The organism is Janthinobacterium aestuarii (assembly GCF_051380835.1).
GTDB lineage: Bacteria > Pseudomonadota > Gammaproteobacteria > Burkholderiales > Burkholderiaceae_D > Janthinobacterium > Janthinobacterium aestuarii.
In genome coordinates this window covers 16904-30574 of record NZ_JBNYXU010000004.1, presented here as the reverse complement: position 1 = coordinate 30574, position 13671 = coordinate 16904, and the positions used below count along the sequence as shown (strand labels likewise).

Sequence of the window (13671 nt, the reverse complement as noted above, 5' to 3'; positions counted from 1 at the left end):
ATTCTGTCTGTCGGGGATTTGGCCGCTCTTGCGGCCACGCATGGCGCGCCGGCGATTCTAGCATGGCGCCAGCCCCCATGCCGTGCGGCTGGCGGACGACGCGTGCGCCCGAGGGGCTGTTATGATGGCCGCAATGACGACATCAACCCACGCCTCGCCCCTGCTTGTCCTCCTGCCCGGCATGGATGGCACGGCCAGCCTGTTCCAGCATTTCGACGCCACCTTGCGCGCGCGCAGCGCCATCGATACCTTGGCCATCGCCTACCCGGCCGCGCCACTCGACTATGCGGCGCTGGAAGCATTCGTGCGCGAACGCTTGCCGCGGGACCGCCCTTTCGTCGTGCTGGCCGAATCGTTTTCGGGACCGCTGGGGGCAGCTTTGCGCGCCGATCCGCCGCCCGGCATGCGCGCCCTGGTCCTGTGCTGTTCGTTCGTGCGCAATCCGCGCCCGGTGCTGGCGCCGCTGCGCCACCTGCTCGGCCTCGTGCCCTTTGGCGCCATGCCCGGCTTCGCCCTGCGCCAGGCGCTGCTGGCGCCGTATGCGACGCCGCAACTGCAAGAGGAACTGGCCGCGGCGCTGGCGCAAGTGCCACCGGCAACGCTGCGCCAGCGCCTGCGCGCCGTACTGGAAACGGACGCCTCGCGCAGCTTCGCGCGCGGTAGCCTGCCCGTGCTGTATCTGCGCGCCCGCCACGACCGCCTGGTGCCGCCGGCGAACGCCGTGCAGATACTGCGGCAGGCAGCGGGCGCGCAACTGGTTGACATCGCCGCGCCGCACATGCTGTTGCAGGCCGCGCCGGAAACGGCCGCCATCGCCGTCGCCGCTTTTATTACGGGCCTGTCAGCCGCGCAAATATCGGCTTAAGCGCGCGCTGGCCAGCACGGCCAGCCAGCTCAAGCCACCCGCCAGCAAGCTGAAGTAGATCGCCCGCAACGGATGCTGGGGCAGCAGATACGCGAGCACCGCCGCGCCCAGCAAGCCGCACAACGCAGGCTTCCACCAGCCAGGCGGCAGCAGCGCCAGCAGCAGATTCGTGCCCGCGTACACGTAAAACACGAGCAGCAGGGCCAGGCCGCCGGCCACGCCGCGCGAGCCGAGGCTGCCGAACAGCTGCGTGTACAGGAAAAATCCCAGCCAGCTCAACACAATAAACAACAGGCAGCCCAGCGCGTGCGCTCCCAGGCCCGCCATCAGGCGGCTTTTCATGGCAATCATCCGTATCGTCCCGTGCAAAGCCGCATCATAGCGATTTTGCCGGCAATGCGATCGCTTGACTTGCCTACCTACTAGATGGTAGACTTATTTCGAAGCCGGTATTTCACCCGGCAATCCTTCCGCGCCACGGCGCATTCGACCTTTGCGAGGTATCACATGCATCAACTGTTCACCCCTTATGACCTGTCCGGCATTTCCCTGGCCAACCGCGTCGTCATGGCGCCGATGACGCGCACGCGCACGCTCGAAAACAATCCCGATGCGCTCACCGCGCTGTATTACGCCCAGCGCGCCTCGGCCGGCCTGATCGTCACCGAAGGCTTGCCCGTCTCCGATGAAGGCCGCGGCTATTTGTACACGCCCGGCATCTACAGCAGCACGCAGGGCCAGGGCTGGCGCCAGGTCACCGATGCCGTGCATGCCAAGGGCGGCAAGATCTTCGCCCAGCTGTGGCACGTGGGCCGCATGTCGCATGTGTCTATCCAGCCGGGCAACGCGGCGCCCGTGGGCCCCAGCGACGTGGCGGCGGAAAACACCACCGTCTACGCCTGGATCGAACCGGGCAAGGCCGGACCGGTGCTGCCCAGCGTCCCGCGCGCGCTGAGCGTCGACGACATCGCCCGCGTCACCGCCGACTTCGTGCATGCGGCAAAAGTCGCTATCGACGCTGGCTTTGACGGGATCGAGATCATGGCCGCCAACGGCTTCCTGTTCGACCAGTTCCTCAGCAGCGCCGTCAATACGCGCACCGACCAGTACGGCGGCAGCATCGCCAACCGCCAGCGCTTTTTGCTCGAGACCATAGACGCGCTGTCGGCCGCCATCGGCAGCGGCAAGGTCGGCGTGCGCATCTCCCCATTCGGCCGCCTGTACGACATGCGCGCCTATGCCGATGAAGCGCAGGTGTGGCGCAGCGTGGCGCAGGCACTCGATACGAGGCAGCTGGCCTATGTGCACCTGAACTACCAGCCGACCATCACGGCGGCGGAAGTGCCAGCCGGCTTTGGTGCGCAATTCCGCCAGGACTACCATGGCACCCTGATCGGCGCGGGCGGCTTCACGCAGGAACTGGCGCGCAGCGAGCTGGAAAAAGGCGACCTCGATCTGATCGCCTTCGGCATGCCGTTCATCTCCAATCCGGATCTGGTGGAGCGCATGCAAAACAACTGGCCGCTGGCCGACAGCGACCGTTCGACCTATTACGGCGCCAGCGGCGCCCCGTCCCACGGTTATACGGACTATCCCGCGTATGGCGCAGCGCCTGCCAGCAATATGCTCAATGGCATCAACGTGGCAGCATTGCAGCAATTCGCCCAAGGCGTGGCAGGGCATCCCGGCAAGGGCGAGGCGCGTTTCAACGTCAAGACCCGCTGGCAACACCAGACGCGCAGCGTGGCCACCGTCAGCCACTATGTGCTGGGCGGTGAAAAGCATGCGCGCCATTTCGAGATCGCCTCGGACGAACCGCATGAATTGCTGGGCCAAAACACTGCGCCCAATCCGCAAGAGCTGCTGATGGCCGCCCTCAACGCCTGCCTGTCAGTCGGTTACGCAGCCAATGCAGCGGCCATGGGCATCACCGTGCACAGCCTGGAAATCGAAACGGACGGCAAGCTGGACCTGCGCGGCTTCCTCGGCCTGGACGAGAACGTCAATCCCGGCTACGACGAAGTCAGCTACGTGGTGCGGCTGCGCACGGATGCCTCGCGCGAGCGCGTCGAGGCGCTGCACCAGGCCGTCACCAAAACGTCGGTCAACCTGGCCAATTTCTCGAAGGCCATCCGCATGCTGCCCACCCTGGAAATAATCGAGGCCTGATACCCATCCCGGGAATCATCTAGCCACCAACCCGCGCGCAAGCGCCTACATAGCGAGGAAATCATGGAAGACTGGAAACAAGCTCGGCAAGACATCAACACACGTGCGATGCAACTGAACGCACTGACGCCCGACACCATGAAGGGCATTGCCGCACTGGGCGGCGCCGGCGACAAGACCAACCATCTCGATGCGAAAACGCGCGAACTGATCGCGCTGGCAGTGGCCGTCACCACGCGCTGCGATGGCTGCATTGCCTTCCACGCTGCCGCCGCCAAGAAGCTGGGCGTGACCGTGGAAGAAATTGGCGAGGCGCTCGGCGTGGCGATCAACCTCAATGCGGGCGCCGCCGTTGTCTACAGCACCCACGTGCTGGACGCGTTCGACAAGGCTTGATACTGCCGCATCAGCCGGCCTGGCATGCGTGCACGCCAGGCCGGCCACTCAAGGAGCAACCATGAAAAACAACACACAAGCGCTGGTCGTCGACATCTGGTCCGATTTCGTCTGCCCTTGGTGCTGGATCGCCAAGCGCCGCTTCGAGAAGGCCCTTGCCGCTTTCGAGCACAAAGACGCCGTGCAGGTCAGGCTGCGCGCTTACCGCATCGCGCCGAACCATCAGGCCGAACCGATCAAGGCAGCCTTGCTGAAAAAATTTTGCGATCCGATGGCCGCCGAGGGCATGCTGTATTCGGTGCAGTCGCATGGAGCGGCCGAAGGCCTGGACTACCGCTTCGACAGCATGCTGTTTGGCGACACCATGGACGCGCACATGCTCGTCAAGGCCGTCAGCGACGAGGCTTTGCAACAGCGCCTGGTCGAAGTGCTGTATGCGCAGAGTATTTCGCACGGAAAATCGCTGTTCGACCGCGATTCCCTCGCCCTGCTCGCGACGCAGGCGGGCGTGCCTGCCGAGGCGGTGCAGCGCGCGTGGTCGACGCCGCAATTGCGCCAGCAGGTGCAGGACGATGAGCGCAGCGCCTCGCGCATCGCTTCCGGCGTGCCGCTGTTCGTTTTCGGCAATGGAGCGCACATTTCTGGCGCACAGCCGCCAGAAGTATTCAGGCAGGCGCTGGAGAACCTCCATGCGCAATCCCGGGAGAACCTGGCCGCATCGGCCGGGGAAATGTGTGGCCTGGACGGCTGCATCCTCCCTTAAGCGCTGGCGGCAGCTTCCCTGGCAGGTCCCGCCGTGTCCAGATAGCCGTGGACCGCGCGCCCCAGGCGCCGCGCAAGCGACGCCATATCCGTTTCTCCCCGCAGCGCCGCGGCGTCGATGATGCCGCGGCATAGCGCAATCACGTCGGCGGCGGCCATATCAGGATCCGCGACGCCATGACGCGCCAGCAGCCCCGCAAGCTGGCCGGCAAGCGCCAGCCGCAAGGCCTCGTCCTCACGCTGCAACGATGGCGACGACGGCGCCGATTCCAGCGCGAGGGCAAGCGCCGGGCGCCTGAACTGGTGCGCCAGGCCGGCCATGACACCCTGTTCTATCGCGAACGGCAATTCCCCCTCCAGCGCCATGGCTTGCCCCATGTCGTGCAGCAGCACTGCGCGTTCGCGGCGTACCAGTTCGGCCAGCAGCGCCTCTTTTGACGGGAAGTACTGGTACAGGGAGCCGATGCTGACGCCGGACAGCTCGGCAACATGATTCGTCGTCAACGCGGCCCAGCCCCGCACCTCAATAATGCGAGCAGCCGCCTCCACCATCGCCGCGACGGTGGCGGCCGATCTGGCCTGGGACGGCCGCTTGCGGGGCTCCACATGCGCTGCAGTTTTTGCCATGAATGCGAGTAGCGAAAGTGAGTAGTAAAACTTATTCTAAACGTTCCGCAAACAACCGTCCTTGCCGATACGAGAACGCCATGCACACCTATACATTCCTGCTGATACTGCACGTCGTCGCCGCCATCGCCTTCATCGGCCCGATGATGCTGACGCCGCGCCTGCTGAACCTGATGCGCGAGCCTGCCGGCCGCGATACCTTGCACAAACTCCATCAGCAGATCGCCGTCGCAGGCTGGATACTGCTTGCCGGCGGGCTGGTCCTGCTGTACCAGCAACAATGGGCCTGGCTGCACATGGGCTGGATGCGCCTGTCCCTCGCGTTTTTTATCGGCGCGCAAGCCATCGACCATTTCTGGGCGGACAAGGTGGAAGAAAAGGTGGAACAGGGATACGCGCAGGCGGGTGCCAGGCTGGGAGCCTGGCTGTGCCTCAAGCTGGCCGTGTTTTTGACCATCTGCGCGCTCATGATCGCCAAGCCCGCCCTGTTTGCCTGAGCGGGCTGGCCAGCGCTACGCCAGATTGTCGAGCATGTAATGGAAAGCGGCCAGCGGATCGGTCGATGGCCCCAGGGCCCAGCCGATAAAACTGGCGCCCTCCAATGCGCTGAGCAGCATGAAGGCATAGTCACGCGGCGGCTTCCGCAAGGTCCAGCCATGCATCTGCGCCGCCTGTACGAGATTGCTTTCCATCCAGTCCAGCTGCTGCGCCATCAGCTGCCTGCCCAGGGCCTGCAGCGATTCGGGCAGCGCCGCCATTTCGGCCGCGAGCGCGCCGCACAGCGGCAACAAATGGTCGTTGGCGCTGGCCAGGAACAGCCCGCCGAATTCGCGCAGGCGTTCGACCGGATCGGCATGCGCGGCATCGATCGCCTGCAGCTTTTCCGTAAATACCTCGATATATTGCGTGATCAAGGCCACGCCGAGGTTTTCCTTGGTGGGGAAATGATGGTGGATACTGGCCTTGCGTATGCCGATTTCTTCCGACAAATCGGCATAACTGAAAGCGGCGTAGCCTTTCGAACGCAGGTGAATCTCTGCGCTTTTCAAAAGGGCGTCGCGGGTACTCACTGACATGACAGGCTCCTGCACCAACGGCCATGCCGGCCATTGACGGATTAAATTCAACAAGGGGCAATTATGCCTGAAGTCGCCGCAGCCAGGGCTTGAGGCATGCGCATGAAAAAAGCCGGCCCTTTCACGAGGAAAGGGCCGGCTTCAGTACATCGGTCACCGCCGCCGTGTCGGATTACGCTGCGCTAATCCGACCTACGTCCGACGTCCGCAGTGGTGACTACTTCGCCGAATTGAGCAGCAATTCGTTGAGGCGTTTCACGAAACTGGCCGGATCGGCCAGCGAGCCGCCTTCGGCCAGCATGGCCTGGTCGAACAGGATGTTGGCCCAGTCGCCGAACTTGCCGCCTTCCGCATCTTCATATTTCAGGCGCGTCACCAGCGGGTGGTTCGGGTTGATTTCCAAAATCGGCTTCGATTCCGGCGCGCTCTGGCCAGCCGCTTTGAGCATGCGCAGCAGGTTGCCCGACAATTCGTTTTCATCGGCCACCAGGCAGGCTGGCGAATCGGTCAGGCGGAACGTGACGCGCACGTCCTTGGCCTTGTCGGCCAGCACGGTCTTCATCTTGCCCACCAGGTCGGCGTACGAGGTTTCCGTTTCTTCGTGCTCTTTCTTTTCCGCTTCGTCTTCCAGCGCACCGAGGTCCAGGCCGCCCTTGGCGACGGAAACCAGTTCCTTGCCTTCGAAGTCCTGGATAAACGACAGCATCCATTCATCGACACGGTCCGTCAGCAACAGCACTTCGACACCCTTCTTGCGGAAGATTTCCAGGTGCGGGCTGTTTTTCGCTGCGGCGTAATTGTCGGCCGTGACGTAATAGATCTTGTCCTGGCCTTCCTTCATGCGCGCCACGTAGTCGGCGAACGAGGTGATTTGCTCGTCGCTGTCGTTGGCCGTCGATGCAAAGCGCAGCAGCTTGGCCAGGCGCTCCTTGTTGGCCGCGTCTTCGCCGATGCCTTCTTTCAGCACCTGGCCGAATTCCTTCCAGAAGACGGCGTACTTGTCCTTCTTGTCCTGCTCGTCCGCGTTCGCCAGTTCTTCCAGCATGCCCAGCACGCGCTTGGTCGAGCCTTCGCGGATTACCTTGACGTCGCGCGATTCCTGCAGAATTTCACGCGATACGTTCAGCGGCAGGTCGGCCGAGTCGATCACCCCGCGCACGAAGCGCAGGTAGGTCGGCATCAGCTGCTCGGCATCGTCCATGATGAAGACGCGCTTGACGTACAGCTTGATGCCGCCGCGCTTGTTGCGGTCCCACATGTCGAACGGCGCCTTGGCCGGGATGTACAGCAGCTGCGTGTATTCGCTGCGGCCTTCCACGCGGTTATGCGTGTGCGTGAGCGGCGACTGGAAGTCGTGCGACACGTGCTTGTAGAATTCGTCGTACTGTTCCGGTGTGATGTCGGCCTTGTTGCGGGCCCACAGGGCGCTGGCCTGGTTGACGGTTTCGAATTCGTCTTTCAGGACGGTTTCTTTTTTCTCGTCGTCCCACTCTTCTTTCTGCATCACGATCGGCAGCGAGATATGGTCCGAGTATTTGCGGATGATGGACTTGATCTTCCAGCTCGACAGCAATTCGTCCTCGCCTTCGCGCAGGTGCAGGATGATGTCCGTGCCACGGCCCGTTTTTTCGATGGTCTCGATGCTGTAATCGCCTTCGCCGGCCGATTCCCAGCGCACGCCTTCGGAGGCGTCCGCGCCGGCGCGGCGCGTTTCGACGGTGATCTTGTCGGCGACGATGAAGCCCGAATAGAAGCCCACGCCGAACTGGCCGATCAGGGCCGCGTCCTGCTGCTGGTCGCCCGACAGCTTGCCGAAGAATTCCTTGGTGCCCGACTTGGCAATGGTACCCAGATGCGAGATCGCCTCGTCGCGGGTCATGCCGATACCGTTGTCGGAAATGGTGATGGTGCGCGCATCCTTGTCGAAGCTGACCTTGATCTTCAATTCGTGATCGTTGCCGTACAGGGCGTCGTTATCGATCGCTTCAAAGCGCAATTTGTCGGCCGCGTCGGACGCGTTCGAGATCAATTCGCGCAGGAAGATTTCCTTGTTCGAGTACAGGGAATGGATCATCAGGTGCAGCATTTGCTTCACTTCGGTCTGAAAACCCAGGGTTTGCTTTTCGGAGACAGCCATTTTTACCTCATAGTCTTGTGGATGGGACGGATTCTACGGAGTTGGGGATGGTACTAGCGATTTCAAGAGCACCCGGAAAATGTGCTGTTTTAGCCCAGCGCGCGGGCGAAAAACGCCCACACCCGCTCGTCCTGCACCGTGGCCAGGTTCAGGCGCATGCGGGTCGACGGCAGCTGGCGCGGCGAGAACAGGCTGCCCGGCGCCAGCACCAGCCCCTCGGCCAGCGCCTTTTCGGCCAATACATTCGTGTCGCAGCCCGCATCGGCCCACACGAACATGCCGGCCGGCGCGGGATCGAAGCGCAAGCCCGCCTGTTCGACCTTGCGGTACGTGCCATCGCGCACCTTGTCGAGCCGCGCGCGCAGGCGCTCCGCATGCTTGCGGTACAGCCCCTGCGAGAGGATTTTATACACGACCCTTTCGCCGATGTCGCTGGTGGTCAGGGTCGCCAGCATCTTGCGGTCGGCCAGGCGCTGCGCCCGCTCATTTGATGTGGCGATGAAGCCCACGCGCAGGTTCGCCGCCAGGCTCTTGGAAAAGCCGCCCAGGTAAATCACGCGGCGCAGCTGGTCCAGCGCGGCCAGGCGCGTGGCCGGCTGCACCAGGCCGGCTGCACCCGGGTGCATGTCGCAATAGATGTCATCTTCGACGATGAGGAAATCGTGCTGTTCGGCCAGGCGCAGCACCTGGAAAGCCTTGGCCGCCGACAGCGACGTCGAGCTGGGGTTGTGCAGCACCGAGTTGATCACGTACAGCTTGGGACGGTGCAGGGCCGCCAGCTCGGCCAGCACGGCGATATCGGGGCCGTCACCGAGGCGCGGGATGCCGATGACATTCACGCCCATGGCGGCAAAGGCGCCGAACATCAGCCAGTACGCGGGATCGTCGACGAAAATGGTGTCGCCGGGGCGGGCAAACTCGCGCGCCACCAGGTCCAGCGCCTGCATCACGCCTACCGTGGTGACGATCTGCTCGGGCGGGCAGGCGATTTCCAGCCCCGCCAGCTTCAGCTGCAATTGCTGGCGCAGCGGCAAAAAACCCTGCGGCATGCCATAGCCCAGCAGCAAACTGCCGGGCTGGCGGCTGACGTCGCGCAAGGTGCGCGCCACGAGGTCGCCATCGAGCCACTCGGCGGGCAGCATGCCGATGCCGGGCGCGGGAATGGCCGGCGTCTGGCGGAACATATTACGGATCAGCCACACGACGTCCATCGGCTGCGCCGCTGCTTCCTGAGCGCCAGCGGGTGGCGCCGGCGTGTTCAGGGGCGAGCGCTCGCGCACGAAAAAGCCGGCGCCGCGCCGCGATTCCAGGTAGCCGCGCGCCACCAGCTTGTCGTAGCTGGCCACCACCGTGGCGCACGACACGTCCAGGCTAGCCGCGCACTGGCGGATCGACGGCATGCGGGCGCCACCGCGCAGCAGCTTGTCATCGATGCGCGCCGCCAGCGAACGCGCGATCTGGTCGATCAGGGTTTCGCCCGAGGCGCGCGACAGCAAGGGCAGGGACGGAGAGGCGGGTGTATTGCTCATATGACCATGACAGTATGTGGAATTATGCGTAAAAGTGTATTTGTACTGTATTGCTATTGAGCCCTAGGATAGCAGTACCGGGCGCATTCAGCCACATCTGCCCGCCTTTATTCCACACCACCCGCACCAGGACAGCCATGCCATCGCACGCCACACCTTCCCCCAGCCATTCCCTGCGCCTCGGCGCCGACCGCAAAGGCCTGCTGCTGGGCTTGATCGCCGTCACCCTCTTCAGCCTGACCCTGCCCTTCACGCGGCTGGCCGTGGCCGAACTCGACCCCACCTTTGTCGCCCTGGGCCGCGCCTTGGTTGCCGCCTGCCTGGCCGGCCTGTGGCTGTGGCAGCAGCGCGCAACGCTGCCGCGCCGCGAACAATGGCTGCCGCTGGCCCTGGTGTCGCTGGGCTGCGTGGTGGGTTTCCCGTGGCTGACGTCGGTCGCCATGCGCAGCCTGCCCGCCTCGCACGGCGCCGTGCTGGTGGGCATTTTGCCGCTGGCCACCGCCGTATTTGCCGTACTGCGCGGCAAGGAACGCCCTTCCCCGGGATTCTGGCTGATGGCCCTGCTCGGCACGGCGCTGGTGGTGGCTTTCGCATTGCGCCAGGGCGGCGGCAGCTTCCACCTGGCCGACTGGCTGATCTTTGCCGCCGTGCTGCTGGCCGCACTCGGCTATGCGGAAGGTGGACGCCTGGCGCAAGCCATGCCGGGCCAGCATGTGATTTGCTGGGCGCTGTTGCTGGCCGTGCCTTTTGTCTTGCCCGTGGTCCTGTGGAACGCCTGGCCCCAGCGCGCGCTGATGGCGCAGGCCAGCGGCGCGGCCTGGCTGGGTTTTGCCTACATCTCCGTGTTTTCCATGTTTATCGCCTTCTTTTTCTGGTACCGGGGCATGGCGCTGGGGGGCGTGGCGCGCGTGGGACAAACGCAGCTGCTGCAGCCCTTCCTGACCCTGGTGGGCGCGGCCGTGCTGTTGCACGAGCCCTTGACGGGCGAAAGCCTGCTGTTTGCCGGCGCCGTGATCGCCGTGGTGGCCATCGGACGCAAGCTAAAGTGAGGTTCCTTGACGCCCATTTGCAACGCCGTTGCGCGTGCGGATGGGCACAGCGGCGTGCAAGCCGTACAATACCGCAGCACCATGGCGACGCCTATCCGGCGCCGCTTGCGAACGCACCGCCACAAGCGGGCCAACAAATCCAGCCGGCGCAGCTCGGCATCTTCCGTGAGACTCGTATGAAAATTGAAAATCCGAATCCGATCCAATGGCGCTTTGCCGAACGCGCGGAACAGCTGCAAAGCTCGTTCATCCGCGAAATCCTGAAGATCACGCAGCGTCCCGAGATCATCTCGTTTGCCGGCGGCCTGCCCTCGCCCGCCACCTTCCCCGTGGAAGAAATGAAGACCGCCTTCGACAAGGTCCTGTCGAACAATGGCAAGGTGGCCCTGCAATACGGTCCGACCGACGGCTACCTGCCGCTGCGCCAGTGGATCGCCGACTCGCTGTCCAGCAATGGCAGCACCATCCTGCCGGAACAGGTGCTGATGACGTCCGGTTCGCAGCAGGCGCTGGACTTGCTGGGCAAGGTCCTGATCGACGAAGGCAGCAAGGTATTGGTGGAAACCCCCAGCTACCTGGGCGCCCTGCAGGCGTTTTCCGTCTACCGTCCCGAATTCGTTTCCGTCGATACCGATGACGAAGGCCTGGTGCCGTCGTCGATCAACCCCGTCGCCGATGGCGCGCGCCTGCTGTACGCGCTGCCGAACTTCCAGAACCCGACGGGCCGCAGCCTGTCCGTGGCGCGCCGCGTGGAGCTGGTGGAAACCTGCGCCCGCCACGGCCTGCCGCTGATCGAGGATGATCCGTACGGCGCCCTCAGCTACAGCGGCGAGCCGTATCCGAAAATGATCAACATGAATCCGGACGGCGTCATCTACATGGGCTCGTTCTCAAAAGTGCTCACGCCCGGCATCCGCCTCGGCTACGTGGTGGCGCCGATGCCGCTCGTGCGCCGCCTGGAACTGGCCAAGCAGGCGGCCGACCTGCACACGTCGCAGCTGACGCAGATGGTCGTGCATGAAGTGATCAAGGATGGCTTCCTGGACCGGCACATCCCCAGCATCCGCAGCCTGTACGGCAACCAGTGCCAGGCCATGCTGTCGGCGCTGGAAGAACACTTCCCGGCCGGCGTCACGTGGACGAAGCCGGAAGGCGGCATGTTCATCTGGGTCACCCTGCCGAAACACATCGATGCGATGAAACTGCTCGACGAAGCCATCGCCAATAAAGTGGCATTCGTGCCAGGCGCGCCGTTCTACGCGAACACGCCGGACACGCACACTCTGCGCCTGTCGTTCGTGACGGTGCCGCCGGAACGCATCCGCGAGGGCATCGCCATCCTGGGCAAACTGATCGCCGCAAAAATGTAATGGCACTCTCCACGCCCCGCCTGACGCGGGGCGTGTTCCCCGCTGCCCCTGCACCAGGGGCACGCGTCTTTTCCGCCTAAAAACCGCTTTCATGATAGCAATTGCGTGTATTTATTTTTAAAAATATCATAAAAATAATACTTTCATTGCTCGTGCAACATCGATTTTTTCACCCAAAAAAATGGCGAGGCGGTATGATTTGACCGCTGTATCAGATTTGAACCCGGTCAGCATCACCGAATATGCAGCAAACGCAGGCAGCGCAGAGTACATCGAGAAGGCCGGAAGCAATGAGTCCAGGCAGTGTGGAGCATTCCCAGCGGCATGAAGCCGCCATTTTGATTGTCGACGATGCGCCGGCCAACCTTGAGCTGCTGCGCAAGCTGATGAGCGAACAGGGTTATCAAACCTATGTCGCCACGTCCGGCGAGCGGGCGCTGGCGATCGCCCAGCGCGCCCAGCCCGACCTGATCCTGCTCGACGTGCTGATGCCGGACATGGACGGCATCGAAACGTGCCGCCGCCTCAAGCAGCATCCGCTGACGCAGCGCATCCCCGTCATCTTCATGAGCGCCAAGACGGAAACGGAAGACGTGGTGGCCGGTCTCGACTGCGGCGCCGTCGATTACATCAGCAAGCCGCTGCGCATGGCCGAAGTGTGCGCGCGCGTGCGCGCCCAGCTGAAAATCCGCAGCAACAATGAAACCCAGCAGGAACAGGCCGAGCGCCTGCGCACCATCGTCAACAACATGGCCGAGGGCTTGCTGATCATCGAGGCCGATGGCCGCATCCAGTACACCAACCCGGCCTGCGACCAGTACCTGGGTTACCGCGAAAACGAACTGGCCGGGCGCTTCATCGGCGAGCTGCTCAGCCCCCTCGTGACGCAGGAATACCTCGATTATTTCGCCATGCACGCGGCCAATCCGGAAAAGGCGCACAACCACGGCACGCGCGAAGTGGCGATCCGCCACCGCAACGGCGCGGCGCTGAGCATGGACCTGACCCTCACGCCCATGTATCTGCGCCAGCCCCTGTATATCGGCCTGCTGCACGACATCACGCACCACAAGCAGTCGGAAGACGCGCTGCAGCGCGCCGCCTATCTCGACCCGCTGACGCAGATCGCCAACCGCCGGCATTTCGACAGTTTCCTGGAAAAAGAGTGGCAGCGCGCCGTGCGCGGCGGCGGCGCCCTGTCGCTGGTGGTGCTCGACGTCGACCACTTCAAACTGTACAACGACAGCCTGGGCCACCCGGCCGGCGACATCTGCCTGCAGCAAGTGGCGCAAGCGATCGCCGCCCACGCCAGCCGCTCCGGCGACCTGGCGGCCCGCTACGGCGGCGAGGAATTCGTGCTGCTGTTCGCCGACACGGATGCCGACAGCGCCCTGCATCTGGCCGAAGCCATCCGCGCCGGCATCGAAGCGCTGCAACTGCCGCACCCGCGCTCAAGCACTTCGCCGTGGATCACCGTCAGCATCGGCGTGGCCACCATCCGCCCGCACCAGCTGGACGACCGCGAAGCCCTGTTCGTCGCCGCCGACCGCGCCCTGTACGTGGCCAAGGAAGCAGGCCGCAACCAGGTCCGTGCCACGCACTCGGGCAGCACGGCCTGGGAAACGGTCAAGGCGTTGGTGTTACGTTAAGGCATGAAATACAACGCAAGACAGGCGAACCGGGAGTAGGCC

General features: G+C 63.7%; 13 protein-coding genes and 1 pseudogene. 9 read left to right on the top strand and 5 right to left on the bottom strand.

What is annotated here, in order from left to right:
* Nucleotides 1–133 precede the first annotated feature (133 nt).
* Nucleotides 134–865, top strand: coding sequence for an alpha/beta fold hydrolase (locus tag ACQ4WO_RS12465; protein ID WP_436481717.1), 732 nt, complete (start codon nt 134–136; stop codon nt 863–865).
* On the opposite strand, the gene ACQ4WO_RS12460 is transcribed toward ACQ4WO_RS12465, so the two are convergent.
* Nucleotides 842–1207 (bottom strand): hypothetical protein, encoded by a 366-nt coding sequence (locus ACQ4WO_RS12460; RefSeq protein ID WP_436481716.1) that lies wholly within the window; start codon nt 1205–1207, stop codon nt 842–844. The genes ACQ4WO_RS12465 and ACQ4WO_RS12460 overlap by 24 nt on opposite strands.
* 165 nt (nt 1208–1372) lie before the next feature.
* Between ACQ4WO_RS12460 and ACQ4WO_RS12455 the strand changes: the two are divergent.
* The 4 genes and pseudogenes from ACQ4WO_RS12455 to ACQ4WO_RS12440 all read left to right on the top strand — a co-directional run.
* Nucleotides 1373–2467, top strand: a pseudogene (locus ACQ4WO_RS12455) (alkene reductase); the annotation flags it as partial.
* Between the two features lie 21 nt (nt 2468–2488).
* The gene (locus ACQ4WO_RS12450; protein WP_436482043.1) at nt 2489–3034 is read left to right on the top strand and encodes an OsmC family protein; all 546 of its coding nucleotides are present in this window, start codon (nt 2489–2491) and stop codon (nt 3032–3034) included.
* Between the two features lie 63 nt (nt 3035–3097).
* On the top strand, nt 3098–3430 hold the full coding sequence (locus tag ACQ4WO_RS12445; RefSeq protein ID WP_436481715.1) for a carboxymuconolactone decarboxylase family protein: 333 nt from the start codon (nt 3098–3100) through the stop codon (nt 3428–3430).
* A 61-nt stretch (nt 3431–3491) separates the two neighbouring features.
* Nucleotides 3492–4193 (top strand): DsbA family oxidoreductase, encoded by a 702-nt coding sequence (locus ACQ4WO_RS12440; RefSeq protein ID WP_436481714.1) that lies wholly within the window; start codon nt 3492–3494, stop codon nt 4191–4193.
* Here the strand turns inward: ACQ4WO_RS12440 and ACQ4WO_RS12435 are convergent.
* Nucleotides 4190–4819: a TetR/AcrR family transcriptional regulator gene (locus ACQ4WO_RS12435; RefSeq protein ID WP_436481712.1), complete on the bottom strand. Its 630-nt coding sequence runs from the start codon at nt 4817–4819 to the stop codon at nt 4190–4192. The genes ACQ4WO_RS12440 and ACQ4WO_RS12435 overlap by 4 nt on opposite strands.
* An 80-nt stretch (nt 4820–4899) precedes the next feature.
* Here ACQ4WO_RS12435 and ACQ4WO_RS12430 point away from each other — a divergent pair, with 80 nt between their 5' ends.
* Nucleotides 4900–5316, top strand: coding sequence for a hypothetical protein (locus ACQ4WO_RS12430; RefSeq protein ID WP_436481711.1), 417 nt, complete (start codon nt 4900–4902; stop codon nt 5314–5316).
* A 15-nt stretch (nt 5317–5331) separates the two neighbouring features.
* Here ACQ4WO_RS12430 and ACQ4WO_RS12425 read toward each other — a convergent pair whose 3' ends face one another.
* The 3 genes from ACQ4WO_RS12425 to ACQ4WO_RS12415 form a co-directional block, all read right to left on the bottom strand.
* A complete protein-coding gene (locus tag ACQ4WO_RS12425) occupies nt 5332–5895 on the bottom strand; it encodes a TetR/AcrR family transcriptional regulator (RefSeq protein ID WP_436481710.1) in 564 nt (187 codons plus the stop codon).
* Between the two features lie 217 nt (nt 5896–6112).
* On the bottom strand, nt 6113–8032 hold the full coding sequence (gene htpG / locus ACQ4WO_RS12420; RefSeq protein ID WP_034758403.1) for a molecular chaperone HtpG: 1920 nt from the start codon (nt 8030–8032) through the stop codon (nt 6113–6115).
* 89 nt (nt 8033–8121) lie between these two features.
* Nucleotides 8122–9561, bottom strand: a complete 1440-nt coding sequence (locus tag ACQ4WO_RS12415; protein ID WP_436481708.1) for an aminotransferase-like domain-containing protein — start codon at nt 9559–9561, stop codon at nt 8122–8124.
* A 137-nt stretch (nt 9562–9698) separates the two neighbouring features.
* Between ACQ4WO_RS12415 and ACQ4WO_RS12410 the strand changes: the two genes are divergently transcribed.
* The 3 genes from ACQ4WO_RS12410 (at nt 9699) to ACQ4WO_RS12400 (ending at nt 13629) form a co-directional block, all read left to right on the top strand.
* The gene (locus ACQ4WO_RS12410; protein ID WP_436481707.1) at nt 9699–10610 is read left to right on the top strand and encodes a DMT family transporter; all 912 of its coding nucleotides are present in this window, start codon (nt 9699–9701) and stop codon (nt 10608–10610) included.
* 176 nt (nt 10611–10786) lie between these two features.
* Nucleotides 10787–11980, top strand: coding sequence for an aminotransferase-like domain-containing protein (locus ACQ4WO_RS12405; protein WP_046684799.1), 1194 nt, complete (start codon nt 10787–10789; stop codon nt 11978–11980).
* 290 nt (nt 11981–12270) lie between these two features.
* Nucleotides 12271–13629 carry a diguanylate cyclase gene (locus ACQ4WO_RS12400; protein ID WP_139092574.1) on the top strand — a complete coding sequence of 453 codons (1359 nt, stop codon included), beginning with the start codon at nt 12271–12273 and terminating at the stop codon, nt 13627–13629.
* Nucleotides 13630–13671: the final 42 nt, after the last annotated feature.